A 17,561-nucleotide genomic window follows, 5' to 3' on the forward strand; every position below is an offset into this window, starting at 1 on the left:
AAATGAGATATTATTTTGTGTTAGTGCTGATTTTTAACTTTTGTTTTGTTTTTTCTCAAACTGCTCAGAACGAAATAAATAACATACAAGAAATACCGATACCCTACAGTAATTACAAAGAATTAAAAAAGAATAGTAAGTTATCCTTGGGGGATTCTATTGGTTATTTCATCTCTAATAAAGATACTTTAATTAGAATCAAAGGTGGATTTGTTCTTAATAAAAAAAAGTTTTCTAATGTACCTTATGAATATAAAGATGAAATCTTTTTAAATACTTACGTAAAAATTGCTTTTAAGGCTACAAATCTGAATGATACGATTTCAAAAAACCGAATGGTTTATTGGAAGAAACCTATAAAAATTTTTTATACCAATACTGTACCCAAAACCAATAGAACGACTTTAAATAACTTTATTAAAGATACCTTAAATAAGATAGACTCTTTAGATATTTCAATTGTGAATAATAAGAAATTCGCTAATTATATTATTGATTTCATTGATTTTAAAAGAGATAATCAATTCAAAACTATTTCAAAAAATTATAATGAGGGCTATTTTGTTGTATGGAACAATAAGGCGCAAATAATAAGAGGGGAAATAAAAATTGATACTGATAAAATTGAGAACACTGGAATTGATGACATTTTAAAATGGAGATTCTATCAAAGTCTTGGAAATTTTAAAGGAATTAAAAATTTACCTTGCCAAAGTTATCTGTCAGATTGTAACACAGGGCGTAAAATTTTGGATAAGGAAGCCTTAGAAATTTTATCGTATCATTATTCTTATGGTATATGTAAAGGTACTGGTTTAAAAGAATTTAAAGAAAGCCATAAAAAAGCGAAAGAAATGTTGAAGTTTGATAAGAAGAATAAGTTGATTTTTAGCCATCCGATAGATTAATTTTTTAAAAAACAATCAAGTATTTATATTTACACAAATTTACAGACACTGAAAAAGTACTTGGCCCTTTTATTATTACTTACTTTTGCCCTTAGGCCTGCCTATTATGTGGGGTACTTTTCTTATTTTCAGTTAAATGTAGATTATATCATAGAAAATTATTGTATTAACAAGGAACGCCCAGAGTTAGATTGTAATGGTAAGTGTTATTTAATGGAACAATTGGCTGCCGCTGATGACCAAAAAAGACAAGACCAGGCCACCAATGCTGCCTTAACGCTCATGGAAGCTTTTGTGCCCTTGTTTGTGCAGCAAACTACAGATTTTTTATTTCAGTTCCATAAAGAACATACCCAACAACAACTATTTTCTTTAGACGCTAGTTGGAGCTACGTTAGGGTAAACCGCATGCTACGCCCCCCAAGCTGCTAAACTTTCATTCACACCTTTTTTTACAGGCTTTAGTCACTAGCCTTAAATAGTGCTACGCAACCATTAATAAAACAAAATGAAAGTTTATAATTATTTGGCAACGGCGTTGTTAGCTGTTGCGTTTATTTCTTGTGATAATGAAGATGATACGGCGAACGAACTTACTGGAGAAGGTACCGCCCGTATAGAATTTGATAACAGCTATGCTGGCTCTCAGCTATTACTACAAACCTCCTTTTATGATGCTAACGGAACGGAAAAAATAGCCATAGATACCTTAAAATATATTGTAAGTAACATTCGCTTAGAAGATGCGGTAGGAAATGTTTTTGTAGTCCCAGAACAAGAGGCGCTTAATGTAGTTGATTTGTCTGATGACGCTTCTAGATTTGTAACGATAGCAAACGTACCTGTAGCGGATTACGTTAAAATACATTTTGGCTTAGGTATAGATCAGGAGAAATATTTACAAGGTGCAGAAGGTCAAGGTGAATTTTTGACTACAGCAACCGAAGAGGGGATGCTTTGGTCATGGCAAGCAGGCTATAAGTTCATTCGTTTTGAAGGCCGTTTTACTGGAGAAAATACTACGGAAGAAACCCCTTTTGCTATACACATGGGGAGCCACGGTACCGCATTAGATAACTACAAAGAAGTGTCTTTAGATCTACCTGTATCTGCCAAAGTACGTACAGACATAACACCAGAAATACACTTGGTTGCAGATATATCTCAATTGCTATCCGGTGCCGGTAAGTTGTATTTAGAAGAGAAATCACAAATACACGTAGACCCAGAAAAATCACCGATGGTAGCTGCCAACGCTGCTGCAATGTTTACTGTGGATCACATCCATAACTAGTGGGTTTGTAACACTTGGGAGGCCAATAAGCTTCCCAAGTTCCCTTTAATTTTTGTAGCTATGAAAAGATGGAGTTTGCTTTTTGGACTGTGTTTTATAGTCCTAGCTTGTAGTGAGGATACAGCGGAGTATACGGCGGTGCCAACGCCCGTAGCTTTAGAAATACCCGATAATTTTCCTGCACCTTTATATGATTTTGAAACTAATCCGCTTACCGAAGAAGGAATAGCCTTAGGCAAAAGCTTGTTTTATGACGGGCAATTGTCTTCCACAGGGGTTATTTCTTGTGGATTTTGCCATGAACAGGCCTTTTCTTTTACCCATCATGGGCATACCGTGAGTCATGGAGTGAATGGCTTAGAAGGTTTTAGAAATTCTCAACCTTTACACAACCTTGCTTTTGCCAAAGAATTTAATTGGGATGGTGCAACGATACATTTAGACCTGCAACCTATTATCCCTATTACTGCCGAGGTAGAAATGGATGAGACGATACCCAATGTGCTTTCTAAATTAAAGGCGAGCCCGGAATACCCAAAACTATTCCGTGCTGCTTTTGGAACGGATAGTATTACGAGTGAGCGTATGCTTAAAGCCTTGTCTCAGTTTATGCTGCAAATGGTTTCTGGGAATAGTAAGTATGATAAATACAGTAGGGGAGAAGATGGCGTAACCTTAACTGCGGCAGAATTAGCAGGAGAAAAGTTGTTTGCAAGCAAATGCGCCAATTGCCATGCAGGAAGTTTATTTACAGACCAAACGTACCGCAATAATGGATTGCCTTTTAACACAAGATTTCCAGAAGAAGAAGGGCGCATGCGCGTGACCGGATATCAAGAAGATTATTACAAATTTAGAGTGCCAAGTTTGAGAAATGTGGAGGTGAGTTTCCCGTATATGCACGACGGGCGTTTTGCCACTTTAGAAGCAGTACTTAATTTTTATACAGACGGGATGGTAGATAACGGCAATGTAGACCACAGTCTACTACAAGAAGATGGTCGTTTTGGTATTGCCTTAACCAATACTGAGAAGCACGATATTATACAATTTTTAAAGACCTTAACAGATCATGAATTTTTACAAGACGAACGTTTTGCGGAATTTTAGTTTAGCTGCTCTGACTTGCTTTTTTACGCTAGGAGGATGGGCCAATACTCCTTATCCTTTAAATTACCACGGTTGGTGGACTTATGAGTGCGATTTTTGCGGTTGTGCAACCACTGGGGGTAATTTTGGGTATGGTACCCTTGGCAATACCAATTTTATAGGGCTGCGCTATAGTTACCAGCAATTTGAGTCTAAAGATGGTATTTTTAATGATTCCCCAACTAGCAAAGAGCATTTTAATACCTATCAAATATGGGCACAATTGCCCATAGCCCCTAATTTTCATCTTACAGCCACAGTGCCTTTTCAAGATTTAAATAGAGAATTTACAGACCGCTCAGAAAATATCAGCGGTTTGGGAGATGTAAGTGTTATTGGATGGTACACTTTACGTTTTAAAAAGAAAACAGCGGCAACGGCAGCAGAAACTGAAACCACAATGGTGACCATGCCACAGTTTTCTGGCCATTCACTGCGCTTAGGATTAGGACTAAAGTTACCCACGGGAGAATTTGAGCAAGTACTTACAGACCGGGTAAATCCAGGTTTTCAGGTAGGGACAGGGAGTACAGACGCCGTATTTTCTGCGGGATACAGTTACAGCCAAAAAATGTTTGGGGTAAATGTAACGGGCAGTTACTTTTTAAAAGGTGAAAATAAAAACGATTACCGTTTTGGAAATCAGTTGAGTTATAATGCCAAAGTATTTAATGGATTTTTAGTAGGTACCCATGTATTAGCGCCATTTGTAGGTTTGAGTGGTGATTTTTTTCAGAAAATAGAACAGTATGGAGATGCATTACCAGAGACCGATGGCTATATGCATTTGGGAACTGTTGGAGCAGAATTTTCTATCAATCGTTTTGTGATAGGTGCCGATGTAGGCCTACCCCTTGGCCAGGATTTATTTGCAGGCGATGTTAAAATTAAACAGCGATATCTGTTTTACTTGAACTACACCATTTAGTTTTGACCAAAAGAAAACCACTGCATTTGCAGTGGTTTTTATTTTTTGTAACGTATTCTGATTTTTTAGCCGTTTAACATTACCGGCATCACCAACATGGTTACTTTTTCTCCTTCGTCTAAACCATCTGCGGGAGTTAAAATTCCAGCACGGTTAGGCAAACTCATTTCTAAAGTAACATCATCAGAAGATAAGTTGTTTAGCATTTCTACTAAGAAGCGGGAGTTAAATCCTATTTGCATGTCGTCTCCTTGGTAACTACAAGATAAACGCTCCTCTGCTTTATTGCTGTAGTCCACATCTTCTGCAGAAATATTTAGTTCTGCCCCAGCAATTTTTAAGCGTATTTGGTGGGTAGTTTTGTTAGAGAAGATAGATACCCTCCTTACAGAACTTAACAATTGCGTTCTAGAAATACTTAATACGTTAGGGTTTTCTTTAGGGATAACCGCTTCGTAATTGGGATATTTTCCATCTATTAACCTACAGATTAGTTCTGTTTGGTCAAAGGTAAATTTAGCATTACTCTCGTTATACTCTATAGTAACATCCGACTCTGAACCTGCTAAAATCCCTTTTAGTAAGGTCAATGGTTTTTTAGGCATGATGAATTCTGCCACCTCAGATGCCGAAATATCCATGCGTTGGTACTTTACCAATTTATGCGCATCTGTAGACACAAAGGTCAAATTCTCCGGAGAGAACTGGAAAAATACACCACTCATTACCGGGCGTAAATCATCATTACCTGCAGCAAATATGGTTTTACTAATAGCAGTAGCCAATACATCGCCCATAATAGTTGTGGAGCTAGGATTGGTTAATTCAATAGCCTTTGGGAACTCTGCACCATCTGCATAAGCTAGCGCATATTTACCATGGTTAGAGCTAATCTCTACCGTATTGTTATCTTCTACTACAAAGGTTAACGGTTGCTCTGGGAACGTTTTTAGCGTGTCTAAAAGCAAACGGGCAGGCAAAGCTATGACACCTTCGGAATCCGAATCTACTTCAATCACAGAACTCATGGTAGTCTCCAAATCTGAGGCAGACACCGTTAAGCTGTTCTTATTTAAATCGAACAAAAAATTATCCAAGATTGGTAGGGTGTTACTATTATTAATAACCCCGCCCAAGACTTGTAATTGCTTTAATAAATACGTACTAGATACTATGAATTTCATCAAATAGATTTTTGCAATCTTGTTTCTACATTAAATATACGCCTACTTGGCGCTCCATCAATTGGCTAACAGCAAATATATTTTAATTCGCTGTGGATAAGAAACTATTTTATTAACACTTAAGCCTTATAGTTTTGTTTTCTATACCAACCGTAACTTATGCCAAGTAAAACTACTAAAAGTATTGGAAATAAGATATTTATGAGCTGCCATTTGCTTTTTTGTTCGCTAATTTTTTGCGGGTCTAGTAATGGAATAGCCACCTTTTTATTTCTAATGTTTATAAGTCCGGTGTCATCTAGCAGGTAATTTACGCAGTTGGTTAAAAATTCCTTGTTTCCGTAGAAGCTATTGGTCCATTTATCATACCCCAGTTCTAAAGGCAAGCCATTGCGCAGTTGGTTTTTAATAAGGTCGCCATCGGCAATAACAATCATTTTATTTGCTGCTCCTTTTTCCGCGGCATTCGTCAATTTTACCGGTTTAACCCTATTGGTGTAGGCAGAATTAAATTCGCCCTCTATCAAAACCGCCAAAGGCGTTCCAGCATTTTGTTCATATTGCTTTTCATTAGGCGTTTGCGCTAAGATATCCAAACTGATTGTTTTTGGACTGCCTTCCGTCTTGGAAAGCGGAGAAGAAGCGAGCAGTACTGTTTTACGGGCACCGGTATTTAAAATATCAATGCCATTTGCAAATTGAAAACGTACGGCTTCAATATTTTTATTAATAGGGTGATTTTCCCTAGAGAACACCATGGGGTTATAGACCCAAGGTAACGGATTGTATTGGCTATCCTTGCTGTTGCCCGTAGCTAGAACAATGGGAGTATTATACAAATCGTTCACCAAAACAGGATTTACACGTATGCCATATTTAAAAAAGAAGTCGTCCAGATTTAGTTCTCTTTTTAAAGCGATATTACTCCCGTTTTCATTGTATAAGCTATCTATTTCCATAGCCACCTGGTCTACCAACCAAAGCGATTTACCACCTTGTATAATATATTGATCCAATACGTACTTTTCTTCTTCTGTAAAGGCTTGGGTGGGTTTGGCAACAAGGGCTAAATCAAACGTTTTTAATTGATTTAATACCCGATTCGGATTCGCAGCCACAGAGTCTAGAGTGATAGCACCAATGTTGTAATAATCTCTGATGCTTGTTAGAAAATCTGCCATGTATTGGTCCTCCAATTCACCATTACCTTTTAATACCGCAATTTTCTTCTTGTCTTTAATTCCAATTTTAGTGAAAGCGTCTGCAAAGGCATATTCCAGTTGTTGAACGCTATTATTAATACGTTCTTCTGGTGTTGCTCCCAGTTTATTTTTGAGTAGTGGCACCTTTACGGTTTGGTTACCAGAATTCACCATAGCCCAAGGAAAAATAATTTCTTGAGAAGTTTTACCGTCCTCAGTTACAGTAACATTAACTGGCTTTAACCCCAGCTGTTGCATCTGCGCCATAAACTCCTCCGAATTATCTATGCCTTCTTTAGGATCTATTAGGTTAAATGTAATTTTTCTGTTTTCTGCTCTAAATTGCTCCAATAGCAATACGGTTTCGGTTTTTAATCTACTAAACTCCGCCGGTAAATTGCCTTCTAATAGCACATCTATAACTATAGGACTTTTAAAATCGGCAACGGTTTGTAGTGCAGCTTCTGATAAGGTATATCTTTTGTCTTCAGTTAAATCAAAACGATGATACACATAACTGGCTAGCACGTTAATCGCAACCACTGCAGCAAGACCTAGTATACTGTATTTTAGTTGTTGTTTCATCTTAGGAATTGCTTATCTTAATGCTAATGGAGGCCATAAAGAGAAAGAAGACCGTAATACTCAAAAAGTAAATAAGGTCTCTAGTATCTATTATGCCTCTGGCGATACTTTTAAAATGTGCTTGGGCACCAAAATTTTGAATTTGTAATTGTGTAGCTCCATTTTCTGCTAATGTGGCTAATCCTTGAAAGCCATAGAATAGTACAAAACACAGTAGAGCTCCTAGAATAAACGCAAAAATTTGACTACTACTAAGACTGGAAGCAAATACACCAATGGCACAATACATGGCCGCTAAAAAGAACAATCCAAAATAAGACCCTAGTACCATTCCCATATCATAATTATTGCTGACACTGCCTAAAGCCCCTATGGCTAATACATATACAATGGTAGGTAACAAGGCTAAAACCACTAATAGTAAAGCGCCTAAAAATTTACCTATAACAATGGCTTTGGTACTAATAGGCTTTATTAAAAGTAACTCCAGCGTACCCATCTTTAATTCTTCAGAAAAACTCTTCATAGTGATGGCCGGGATTAAGAATAAAAATATCCAAGGGATAAGCAGAAAAAACAAGCTTAAGTCTGCAAATCCATAATCCAAAAGGTTAAAATCGCCCTTAAATACCCACAAGAATAATCCGTTCAACACAAAGAACAAGATGAAGATAAGGTATCCGATAGGGGAGTTAAAAAAGGAAAGAATTTCTTTTTTTAAAATGGCTATCATAGGTTTAGTTTAAACTAGCTTTTTTAGTTACGCTCCAGGCTTGCGGTTTATCAGCAAACAAAACTTTGGTTTTGTTCCATACACCTGTAAAAAAATCAGATGCTCTGTAGGTATTCAGGGCAGCTTCATTCTCCCAGTAACTGTAGGTGAAAAATATTTGGGGCGAATTTACATCTTGATAGAGTTCTAAAAAATGGCACCCCTCAAAATTTCTAATTTTATCTTTTGTGGCTTCAAAAATAGCTTCAAACTGGGGTATATGTTCTTCTTTAAAAGTGAGTTTTACAATCCGTACCAGCATTATAAAAAGTTTATGGTGATAATATCGCGGTAATGTAACCCTATTAAAGTAGAGGCACCGCCTACGGTATTTAAATCGCTCTTAAAAATAGCAAGTTCTAGATAATCTGCCGCATTAAAAAGCGCAAGTAAATCTCCTGGACCTTTACGTTTATTTTTATCTAGTTCATAATTTACAATGCCATTATAACTCTTTTCAATAGTGTAAATCTTTTCTCTTCTGGCATTTATCTCAAATTCGCGCCCATTTCGGTAGGCCTCAAAAGTACTTTTTTGAATGTTGGTTACCACGTTTCCGTAGTTATCTATATAAATAACATTCCCTATAATGGTTTTACCATTATTTTCAATTCTCGGTTTAAAATCACGCAGCTCCTTTAATTGGGTAAATGGGCTACTCAGAACTTCTGGTTGTCCACCCCTAGCTAAATGGCATGCCACAGGCACAAAAATATCAAGTACCGGAAAACTAGTGAAATCCGTATTAGGAAGGTTTATCACCATAAGCTTTTCTGGCTGTTTTTCAGAAGTTATTAACGATATTACACCATTGTTTGCACTTATAAAATAATGCCCATCTACTAAGACTATAATATGCTCATTTTCTGGAGACCACTCAGAATCTATACCCACAATATGGATACTCCCCTTAGGGAATGCATGGTAGCTATTCTTTACTAAATAGGCGCATTCTTGTATGTTAAAAGGAGCTACTTGGTGAGAGATATCAACAACTGTAGTTTGCGGAACCTCTTTAAGGATGGTGCCTTTAACCACGGCAGCAAAGTGGTCTTTAGTTCCAAAATCTGTAGTTAGGGTAATAAGAGCCATTAAATGCTGTTGATAGTTTTTTGCCGGTTAAAAGCGTATTTTGGTTAAGTTTGTTTGTAAAATTATATAAAAGTAAACAACCACAAATTTATAACCCCACAACTTTAATACTTTCTTTTTTTGAACGAATTAATAATAGAACTTACAGAGATAAGCCCAAGGGACTTTTTTGGCAACCAAAATGAGAATATTGAGTTACTAAAAAAATACTTTCCCAAGCTAAAGATAGTTGCAAGAGGCAACAAGATAAAAGTATACGGCGATGAAGAGATGCTAGAGGAGTTTGACCGCAGGTTTGATATGATTACCACGCATTTTGCCAAGTACAATAAAATTGATGAAAACGCTATAGAAAGACTACTTACATCTGATACCCAAGAAGAAATACAATCTTCTGCGGCTAGTGGAGAAGTGTTGGTGCATGGGGTTAGCGGTAGGCTTATAAAAGCACAAACCGTGAATCAGCGTAAATTGGTAGATGCTATCATGAAAAATGATATGGTTTTTGCCATTGGACCTGCAGGTACCGGTAAAACCTATACGGGTGTAGCTATGGCCGTAAAAGCGCTGAAAGAAAAGCAGGTAAGACGTATCATTTTAACAAGACCAGCGGTAGAGGCAGGAGAAAACTTAGGTTTTTTACCGGGTGATTTAAAAGAAAAGCTAGACCCTTATATGCAGCCTTTGTATGATGCATTGCGGGATATGATTGCACCAGAAAAACTAGACAAATACATAGAGGACGGCACCATACAAATAGCGCCAATGGCATTTATGCGGGGTAGAACTTTAGACAATGCTTTTGTAATCTTAGACGAGGCCCAAAACACCACCCACGCACAAATGAAAATGTTCCTGACAAGGATGGGTAAAAATGCTAAGTTTTTACTAACGGGAGACCCAGGGCAAATAGATTTGCCACGCCGAGTAATTTCGGGTCTAAAAGAGGCAATTCTTATTTTAAAGAATGTAGAAGGCATTAAAATTATTTATTTGGATGATAAAGATGTGATTCGCCATAAACTTGTAAAGAAAGTAATAGAAGCATATAAAGACATTGAGCATCAAAACCAATTTTAGTAGATGGCTGCAAATACACTAATGGATACCAACTACACCTTTGCCAACCAGCAAGCGGTGTACAAAGGAAAAGTAAGAGAAGTTTACACTTTAAAAAATGACGTTTTGGTAATGGTGGCTACAGACCGCCTTTCTGCATTTGATGTGGTAATGCCAAAAGGAATACCCTACAAAGGACAAATCTTAAACCAGATTGCTACTAAAATGATGGAGGCCACGGCAGATATTGTTCCCAATTGGTTGTTGGCAACGCCAGACCCAAACGTTGCAGTAGGCCAAGCTTGTGAGCCTTTTAAAGTAGAAATGGTGATAAGAGGGTATATGTCTGGACATGCCGCCAGAGAATACAAAGCGGGTAAGCGTAGCTTGTGTGGCGTTCCTATACCAGAGGGGATGAAGGAAAATGATAAATTTCCAGAACCTATAATTACCCCTGCTACAAAAGCAGAAAAAGGAGACCATGATGAGGATATTTCTAAAGAAGATATTTTGGCTAAGGGTATTGTTTCTGAAGCCGATTACGCGGTGCTAGAAAAATATACCAAAGCACTATTTGCAAGGGGTACGGAGATTGCAGCCAAAAGAGGCTTAATCTTAGTGGATACCAAATACGAATTTGGTAAAACGAAAGCAGGAGAAATAGTCTTGATAGATGAAATACACACGCCAGACTCTTCGCGTTACTTTTATGCGGAAGGTTATGACGAAAGACAAGAAAAAGGGGAACCACAGAAACAGTTGTCCAAAGAGTTTGTACGTCAATGGCTTATCAGCAACGGTTTTCAAGGTTTAGAAGGGCAAAGTGTCCCGGATATGAGTGAGGAATACATTGAATCCGTTTCTGATAGGTATATAGAATTGTACGAAAGTATTACTGGGGAAACCTTTGTTAAGGCAGATGTAAGTAATATACACGAACGCATTGGTACCAATGTAAATAGTTACCTAGCTAGTTAATAGGAAATAAACAATACGATTTAGCCCCAATGGTATTCCCGTTGGGGCTTTTTTATTTTTTTCTATTGTTATAAAATGTCGATTTAAGAAATAAGATAGGAATCTATCAATATTTGCGGGTTTTTAGATAGAAATGTTCATTAGTAGCCTATAAAAATTTTCTATCTTTCAGGTTCAAACTGAACCAATGCAAACTGAACTGCGAAAAAAGTATTGGAAACAGAACCTAGTATATCTAGCCATACTTTTGGCTATCTGGTTTTTGGTTTCCTACGGATGTGGCATCCTTTGGGTAGCACAATTAAACACCATTCGCCTAGGTGGCTTTAAACTAGGCTTTTGGTTTGCCCAGCAAGGTGCTGTTTATGTATTTGTCCTTTTAATTTTTGTGTACGTTGCTTTGATGAATCGGTTAGATAAAAAATATAATCTAGACGAGTAATGGGCATACAAACATGGACTTTTATTTTGGTAGGCATCACTTTTGCCTTATATATTGGTATTGCTATATGGTCTAAAGCTGGCTCTACCAAAGAATTTTATGTAGCAGGTGGTGGAGTCTCCCCCTTAGCTAATGGTTTGGCTACCGCTGCGGATTGGATGTCTGCAGCCTCTTTTCTTGGAATGGCAGGGATAATCGCTTTTTCTGGCTATGATGGTTCTGTTTATATCATGGGTTGGACAGGTGGCTATGTACTTCTAGCATTATTATTAGCGCCCTACTTACGTAAGTTCGGAAAATTTACCGTCCCTGATTTTATTGGGGACCGCTATTATTCTAATGTTGCCCGCACGGTTGCTGTAATTGCTGCCTTATTTGTGTCTTTTACCTATGTAGCAGGGCAAATGCGAGGGGTAGGCGTGGTCTTTTCCAGGTTCTTAGATGTAGAGGTAAATACTGGGGTATACATTGGTATGGCGGTAGTTCTTTTTTACGCTTTTTTAGGTGGGATGAAGGGGATTACGTATACCCAAGTAGCACAATATTGCGTACTGATTTTCGCCTTTATGGTGCCTGCTATTTTTATATCGCTCATGGCGACTGGGAACCCAATTCCACAAATAGGTATGGGTGCAAAAGGTAGTGATGGCGTGTATTTGTTAGACAAGTTAGATGGATTGATGACCGAATTAGGCTTTATAGCGTATACAGATGGCAGTAAGTCTAAGATAGATGTATTTTTTATAACAGCAGCTTTGATGATGGGAACGGCAGGTTTACCCCATGTAATCATTCGGTTCTTTACAGTTCCTAAGGTGAAAGATGCGCGTAAATCTGCCGGGTATGCCTTATTGTTTATTGCCATTTTATACACTACTGCTCCAGCGATTGCTGTTTTTGCACGTACCAATCTAATGGAAACCGTACAAGACAAACCCTATAAAGAAATCCCTGCTTGGTTTACCAAATGGGAAGAAACTGGACTTATTGCTTGGACCGATAAAAACGGAGATGGAAAAATTCAATATTTGCCAGGGAGTGCTATAGAAGGCAAGCAACCCCAATTTATCACAGCAAGAGGAGCATCAGGAGAACGTCAAATAAACAACGCAAGTACCAGTGCTAATGAGTTGTATATAGACCGTGATATTACGGTTTTAGCCAATCCTGAAATAGCAGAATTACCCAATTGGGTTATTGCATTGGTGGCTGCAGGCGGTTTAGCGGCTGCCTTGTCTACAGCGGCGGGACTACTGTTGGTAATTTCTACTTCTATTTCTCACGACTTGGTTAAAAAACAAATTGCTCCAAATATTTCTGATAAAAAAGAACTACTTCTGGCACGTGTAGCTTCTCTTTTTGCAGTAGTAGTGGCGGGTTATTTTGGTATTCATCCGCCAGGTTTTGTGGCCTCCGTAGTAGCCTTGGCCTTTGGCTTGGCTGCTTCTTCTTTCTTTCCTGCCATCGTATTAGGCATTTTTAGTAAAAGAATGAATAGGGAAGGAGCCATAGCAGGTATGTTATCAGGTTTGGGAATTACCTGTTTTTACATTGCTAAATTTAAGTTAGGATGGTTAGGAAGTCCAGAAAATGCTACCGCAGACCATTGGTGGTGGGGTATTTCTCCCGAAGGTTTTGGTACCATTGGTATGCTGGTTAACTTTATAGTAGCTCTTCTAGTTGCTAGTATAACTAAAGCACCACCGGTAGAAGTGCAAGAAATAGTAGAAGACATAAGGATACCCACAGGTGCTGGGAAAGCCATAGAACATTAATATAAAATAAACAGCGAATACATAAACATGAGTAATTATCACATAAAACACTTAGAAGAATATTTTCAGGTTTACCGTAGGTCCGTAAGGAATCCAGAGAATTTTTGGGAAGAAATTGCAGAAGAACATTTTTTGTGGCGTAAAAAATGGAATAAGGTGTTGGAGTGGGATTTTGCTAAACCAGAAGTAAAATGGTTTTCGGGAGCACAATTAAACATCACAGAAAATTGTATTGACCGTCATTTGCATGTAAGGGGTGACAAAACAGCGATTTTATTTGAACCGAATAATCCAGATGAACCGGCAGAACATATTAGTTATTTAGAGTTGCATACACGCGTATCTAAATTTGCTAATGTGTTAAAGGATAAAGGCATAAAAAAAGGGGATAGGGTAGTTATTTATTTACCTATGATTCCAGAATTGGCGGTATCGGTTTTAGCTTGTGCACGTATTGGAGCAATACATTCTGTTGTATTTGCTGGTTTTTCAGCTTCGGCATTAGCTACCCGTATAAACGATTGTGAGGCTAAAATGGTAATTACTTCAGACGGTTCATATAGAGGTGCTAAAACCATCGATTTAAAAGGTATTGTAGATGAGGCTTTAGAAGATTGTACTACGGTAGATAAGGTACTTGTTGCCAAGCGAATCAATTCAGACATCCAACTGAAAGAAAATAGAGACGAATGGTTACAACCCTTACTAGATGAAGCCTATGGGGATTGTGTACCAGAGATAATGGATTCAGAAGACCCTCTATTTATTTTGTACACTTCGGGCTCTACGGGTAAACCTAAGGGAATGATGCATACTACTGGTGGATATATGGTATATGCGGCATACTCTTTTAAAAATGTTTTTCAATATCGGGAAGAAGATGTGTATTGGTGTACCGCAGATATTGGATGGATTACGGGTCACTCGTACATTGTTTATGGGCCGTTAGCCAATGGGGCTACTACGGTAATGTTTGAAGGGGTTCCGTCTTATCCCGATTATGGACGCTTCTGGGAAATTGTTCAAAAACATAAGGTGACACAGTTTTATACAGCGCCAACGGCAATTAGGGCCCTGGCAAAAGAAAATATTGATTTTGTAACAAAGTACGATTTATCGTCTTTAAAAGTTTTAGGAACTGTAGGGGAGCCTATAAATGAGGAAGCTTGGCATTGGTACAATGATCATGTTGGCGAAAAGAATTGCCCTATTGTAGATACCTGGTGGCAAACCGAAACAGGGGGTATCATGATATCTCCCATCCCGTTTAGTACGCCTACCAAGCCTACCTATGCCACGCTACCGCTACCAGGTGTACAACCTGCTTTGATGGATGAAAATGGAAAGGAAATTAAAGGCAACCAAGTAGATGGTAGATTGTGTATAAAATACCCTTGGCCCTCTATGGCTAGAACCATTTGGGGCAACCACCAACGCTATAAAGACACCTATTTTTCTGCTTTTGAAAATATGTATTTTACAGGCGATGGAGCATTACGCGATGAGGTAGGCTATTACCGTATTACGGGTAGGGTAGATGATGTAATAATTGTCTCTGGTCATAACCTGGGTACAGCACCTATAGAAGATGCTATAAATGAACACCCTGCGGTGGCAGAATCTGCTATTGTTGGTTTTCCGCATGATATTAAGGGAAATGCACTTTACGGCTTCGTAATTTTAAAAGAAACAGGAGAATCTAGGGATAGAAATAACCTAAGAAATGAGATTAATCAGCAAATTTCTGATAAAATTGGCCCCATTGCAAAGCTAAATAAAATTCAGTTTGTACCTGGACTTCCTAAAACACGTAGTGGTAAGATTATGAGGAGAATACTTCGGAAAATTGCATCTAACGATTTAAGTAATTTAGGCGATACGTCTACCTTGTTAAATCCAGAGGTTGTAGACCAAATCATTAAAGAAGCTTTGTAAAAACAACTTTTTATTCTATATCTTTGGTACAGCTTTAGGGGTGGCCTGTATGGTCTGAGAAATACCCTTTGAACCTGATGCGGCTAATACCGACGAAGGGAAAAGCAATTCAGACGTATTTCCGGATTCGCTATTTTCATTTTCGTGCTATTAGTCCATCTTAATGTAAAAAATTATGGTGGTTACCTTAAATGAGAATAACATTACTACTACAGCCGGAATTTCCTTATCACAATTTGTAGCTACACAATTACCATCTACAGCAGGCATTGCCTTAGCTGTAAATGATGCCGTGGTGTTTAAACAGGACTGGGAAAGTACCGTTTTGCAAGAAGGTGATGCTATTTTGGTTGTAAGAGCCACACAAGGAGGATGAATACAACACAAAACGCATTATGAAAACAGACACCATTCCAAAACCGCAATCCATTACCACAACCCCTTTTCCTAATTCTAAGAAAGTCTATGTACAAGGGCAGCTTTTTCCAGAAATAAAAGTAGCTATGAGAGAGATAGCTTTGGATGATACGGTAGATAGCTTTACCCAGAAAAGAACACCAAATGCGCCAGTTACCGTGTATGATACTAGTGGTCCATACACAGACCCCGAGAAATCCATTGATGTGCACCAGGGGATAGAACGCTTACGCGAGTCTTGGATAATGAACCGTGGGGATGTAGAAGCTTTAGATGATTTTTCTTCCCATTACGCTAATGAGCGTTTAGAGAACACTAATTTAGATGCGCTACGCTTTAATCATATAAAAAAACCGTTGCGCGCTAAAAAAGGCCAAAACGTTTCTCAGATGCACTATGCAAAAAAGGGAATTATTACGCCAGAGATGGAGTATATCGCCATTAGAGAAAATCAGAAATTACAAGAAGTACAGCAGTTGAGTAAACAACATCCTGGGCAATCTTTTGGAGCGGGAATTCCTAAAGTAATTACGCCAGAATTTGTTCGGGATGAGGTAGCCGCTGGTAGGGCTGTAATTCCTAATAATATCAATCATCCAGAAAGTGAACCCATGATTTTAGGTAGAAACTTTTTGGTGAAAATCAATGCCAATATTGGGAATTCTGCCACCACATCTAGCATAGAAGAAGAAGTAGAAAAAGCGGTGTGGGCATGCCGCTGGGGAGCAGACAGCATTATGGACCTGTCTACGGGGCAAAACATTCATGAAACACGAGAATGGATTATTCGCAATTCTCCAGTGCCAGTAGGTACTGTGCCTATTTACCAAGCCTTAGAAAAAGTAAACGGAAAGGCCGAAGACTTGACCTGGGAAATTTTTAGAGACACCCTAATTGAACAAGCAGAACAAGGAGTAGATTATTTTACCATTCATGCAGGGGTACGTTTGGCCTATGTGCCCATGACCGCAAAGCGTATTACAGGAATTGTTTCTCGTGGCGGTTCTATTATGGCCAAATGGTGTTTGGCACACCATAAAGAAAGCTTTTTATATACGCATTTTGAAGATATCTGTGAGATTTTAAAGCAGTACGATGTAGCGTTCTCTTTAGGAGATGGTCTGCGCCCAGGTTCAATTGCAGATGCTAACGATGAGGCTCAATTTGCTGAGCTAGAAACCTTGGGGGAGCTCACAAAAATTGCCTGGAAGCATGATGTGCAAACGTTTATAGAAGGTCCGGGACACGTACCCATGCACATGATTAAAGAAAACATGGACAAGCAATTAGAGGCCTGTGGCGGAGCCCCTTTTTACACCTTAGGCCCTTTAACCACAGATATTGCTCCGGGTTATGACCATATTACCTCTGGTATTGGTGCAGCAATGATTGGTTGGTACGGTACCGCTATGTTGTGCTATGTAACACCAAAAGAACATTTAGGATTACCAAATAAAGACGATGTGCGTACGGGAGTAATTACTTATAAGTTAGCAGCTCACGCAGCAGATTTAGCAAAGGGGCATCCTGGCGCACAATACCGTGACGATGCCTTGAGTAAAGCCCGTTTTGAGTTTAGATGGGAAGACCAGTTTAACTTAAGTCTAGACCCTGAGCGTGCAAGAGAATATCATGATGAGACCTTACCCGCACAAGGTGCAAAAATTGCCCATTTCTGTAGTATGTGCGGTCCTAAATTTTGCTCTATGAAGATTTCTCAAGAAGTAAGGGACTATGCGGCTAAAAAGGAAGTGAATGAGCAGAATGCCTTAGAAGTGGGCATGCAAGAGAAGTCTCAGGAATTTAAGGATAAAGGAAGCGAAGTGTATTTATAGTCATCT

Annotated in this window: 17 protein-coding genes and 1 riboswitch; of the genes, 12 read left to right on the plus strand and 5 right to left on the minus strand. The window is 38.5% G+C overall.

What is annotated here, in order from left to right:
• Positions 1-2: 2 nt before the first annotated feature.
• The 5 genes from HCO57_RS02260 (at position 3) to HCO57_RS02280 (ending at position 4,279) form a co-directional block, all read left to right on the plus strand.
• Positions 3-908 (plus strand): hypothetical protein, encoded by a 906-nt coding sequence (locus tag HCO57_RS02260; RefSeq protein WP_167987662.1) that lies wholly within the window; start codon positions 3-5, stop codon positions 906-908.
• Between the two features lie 60 nt (positions 909-968).
• The gene (locus tag HCO57_RS02265; RefSeq protein ID WP_167987663.1) at positions 969-1,340 is read left to right on the plus strand and encodes a hypothetical protein; all 372 of its coding nucleotides are present in this window, start codon (positions 969-971) and stop codon (positions 1,338-1,340) included.
• 76 nt (positions 1,341-1,416) lie between these two features.
• Entirely contained in the window at positions 1,417-2,202 is a 786-nt protein-coding gene (locus tag HCO57_RS02270; RefSeq protein ID WP_167987664.1) for an MbnP family protein, read from the plus strand.
• A gap of 60 nt (positions 2,203-2,262) precedes the next feature.
• On the plus strand, positions 2,263-3,312 hold the full coding sequence (locus HCO57_RS02275) for a cytochrome-c peroxidase (RefSeq protein WP_167987665.1): 1,050 nt from the start codon (positions 2,263-2,265) through the stop codon (positions 3,310-3,312).
• Entirely contained in the window at positions 3,299-4,279 is a 981-nt protein-coding gene (locus HCO57_RS02280; RefSeq protein WP_245167524.1) for a hypothetical protein, read from the plus strand. Before HCO57_RS02275 ends, HCO57_RS02280 begins: the two co-directional genes overlap by 14 nt.
• A gap of 65 nt (positions 4,280-4,344) precedes the next feature.
• Here HCO57_RS02280 and dnaN read toward each other — a convergent pair whose 3' ends face one another.
• The 5 genes from dnaN to HCO57_RS02305 all read right to left on the minus strand — a co-directional run bounded on the left by dnaN (position 4,345) and on the right by HCO57_RS02305 (position 9,114).
• Positions 4,345-5,463, minus strand: a complete 1,119-nt coding sequence (dnaN, locus tag HCO57_RS02285) for a DNA polymerase III subunit beta (protein ID WP_136950111.1) — start codon at positions 5,461-5,463, stop codon at positions 4,345-4,347.
• A 119-nt stretch (positions 5,464-5,582) separates the two neighbouring features.
• Entirely contained in the window at positions 5,583-7,250 is a 1,668-nt protein-coding gene (gldG, locus tag HCO57_RS02290) for a gliding motility-associated ABC transporter substrate-binding protein GldG (protein WP_167987667.1), read from the minus strand.
• 1 nt (position 7,251) lies between these two features.
• Positions 7,252-7,983, minus strand: a complete 732-nt coding sequence (gene gldF / locus HCO57_RS02295) for a gliding motility-associated ABC transporter permease subunit GldF (protein ID WP_167987668.1) — start codon at positions 7,981-7,983, stop codon at positions 7,252-7,254.
• A 4-nt stretch (positions 7,984-7,987) separates the two neighbouring features.
• Positions 7,988-8,284, minus strand: coding sequence for a putative quinol monooxygenase (locus HCO57_RS02300; RefSeq protein ID WP_167987669.1), 297 nt, complete (start codon positions 8,282-8,284; stop codon positions 7,988-7,990).
• Positions 8,284-9,114, minus strand: coding sequence for an S-adenosyl-l-methionine hydroxide adenosyltransferase family protein (locus HCO57_RS02305; protein WP_167987670.1), 831 nt, complete (start codon positions 9,112-9,114; stop codon positions 8,284-8,286). Before HCO57_RS02305 ends, HCO57_RS02300 begins: the two co-directional genes overlap by 1 nt.
• Before the next feature lie 120 nt (positions 9,115-9,234).
• Between HCO57_RS02305 and HCO57_RS02310 the strand changes: the two genes are divergently transcribed.
• From HCO57_RS02310 to thiC, 7 genes are all read left to right on the plus strand, one after another.
• Complete coding sequence (locus HCO57_RS02310) at positions 9,235-10,194, plus strand: PhoH family protein (RefSeq protein WP_167987671.1); 960 nt, start codon at positions 9,235-9,237, stop codon at positions 10,192-10,194.
• A 3-nt stretch (positions 10,195-10,197) separates the two neighbouring features.
• Complete coding sequence (locus HCO57_RS02315) at positions 10,198-11,151, plus strand: phosphoribosylaminoimidazolesuccinocarboxamide synthase (protein WP_167987672.1); 954 nt, start codon at positions 10,198-10,200, stop codon at positions 11,149-11,151.
• A 187-nt stretch (positions 11,152-11,338) separates the two neighbouring features.
• Positions 11,339-11,593, plus strand: coding sequence for a DUF4212 domain-containing protein (locus tag HCO57_RS02320; RefSeq protein ID WP_167987673.1), 255 nt, complete (start codon positions 11,339-11,341; stop codon positions 11,591-11,593).
• The gene (locus HCO57_RS02325; protein ID WP_167987674.1) at positions 11,593-13,368 is read left to right on the plus strand and encodes a sodium:solute symporter family protein; all 1,776 of its coding nucleotides are present in this window, start codon (positions 11,593-11,595) and stop codon (positions 13,366-13,368) included. Before HCO57_RS02320 ends, HCO57_RS02325 begins: the two co-directional genes overlap by 1 nt.
• Positions 13,369-13,395: 27 nt before the next feature.
• Positions 13,396-15,303 (plus strand): acetate--CoA ligase, encoded by a 1,908-nt coding sequence (gene acs, locus HCO57_RS02330; protein ID WP_167987675.1) that lies wholly within the window; start codon positions 13,396-13,398, stop codon positions 15,301-15,303.
• Between the two features lie 26 nt (positions 15,304-15,329).
• Positions 15,330-15,421: riboswitch (TPP riboswitch) on the plus strand.
• A 57-nt stretch (positions 15,422-15,478) separates the two neighbouring features.
• The gene (gene thiS, locus HCO57_RS02335) at positions 15,479-15,679 is read left to right on the plus strand and encodes a sulfur carrier protein ThiS (RefSeq protein WP_167987676.1); all 201 of its coding nucleotides are present in this window, start codon (positions 15,479-15,481) and stop codon (positions 15,677-15,679) included.
• A gap of 19 nt (positions 15,680-15,698) precedes the next feature.
• Complete coding sequence (gene thiC, locus HCO57_RS02340; protein WP_167987677.1) at positions 15,699-17,555, plus strand: phosphomethylpyrimidine synthase ThiC; 1,857 nt, start codon at positions 15,699-15,701, stop codon at positions 17,553-17,555.
• The last annotated feature ends 6 nt before the right edge of the window (positions 17,556-17,561 follow it).

The sequence above is a fragment of the Croceivirga sp. JEA036 genome (genome assembly GCF_011882165.1).
Lineage (GTDB): Bacteria > Bacteroidota > Bacteroidia > Flavobacteriales > Flavobacteriaceae > Croceivirga.

Excerpts from the sequence above, each read along its gene's own strand:
- dnaN (WP_136950111.1), bottom strand. The coding sequence starts at position 5,463 with ATGAAATTCATAGTATCTAGTACGTATTTATTAAAGCAATTACAAGTC.
- HCO57_RS02275 (WP_167987665.1), top strand. The coding sequence starts at position 2,263 with ATGAAAAGATGGAGTTTGCTTTTTGGACTGTGTTTTATAGTCCTAGCT.
- thiC (WP_167987677.1), top strand. The coding sequence starts at position 15,699 with ATGAAAACAGACACCATTCCAAAACCGCAATCCATTACCACAACCCCT.
- HCO57_RS02305 (WP_167987670.1), bottom strand. The coding sequence starts at position 9,114 with ATGGCTCTTATTACCCTAACTACAGATTTTGGAACTAAAGACCACTTT.
- HCO57_RS02270 (WP_167987664.1), top strand. The coding sequence starts at position 1,417 with ATGAAAGTTTATAATTATTTGGCAACGGCGTTGTTAGCTGTTGCGTTT.
- thiS (WP_167987676.1), top strand. The coding sequence starts at position 15,479 with ATGGTGGTTACCTTAAATGAGAATAACATTACTACTACAGCCGGAATT.
- HCO57_RS02325 (WP_167987674.1), top strand. The coding sequence starts at position 11,593 with ATGGGCATACAAACATGGACTTTTATTTTGGTAGGCATCACTTTTGCC.
- gldG (WP_167987667.1), bottom strand. The coding sequence starts at position 7,250 with ATGAAACAACAACTAAAATACAGTATACTAGGTCTTGCTGCAGTGGTT.
- gldF (WP_167987668.1), bottom strand. The coding sequence starts at position 7,983 with ATGATAGCCATTTTAAAAAAAGAAATTCTTTCCTTTTTTAACTCCCCT.
- HCO57_RS02320 (WP_167987673.1), top strand. The coding sequence starts at position 11,339 with ATGCAAACTGAACTGCGAAAAAAGTATTGGAAACAGAACCTAGTATAT.
- HCO57_RS02315 (WP_167987672.1), top strand. The coding sequence starts at position 10,198 with ATGGCTGCAAATACACTAATGGATACCAACTACACCTTTGCCAACCAG.
- HCO57_RS02260 (WP_167987662.1), top strand. The coding sequence starts at position 3 with ATGAGATATTATTTTGTGTTAGTGCTGATTTTTAACTTTTGTTTTGTT.
- HCO57_RS02300 (WP_167987669.1), bottom strand. The coding sequence starts at position 8,284 with ATGCTGGTACGGATTGTAAAACTCACTTTTAAAGAAGAACATATACCC.
- acs (WP_167987675.1), top strand. The coding sequence starts at position 13,396 with ATGAGTAATTATCACATAAAACACTTAGAAGAATATTTTCAGGTTTAC.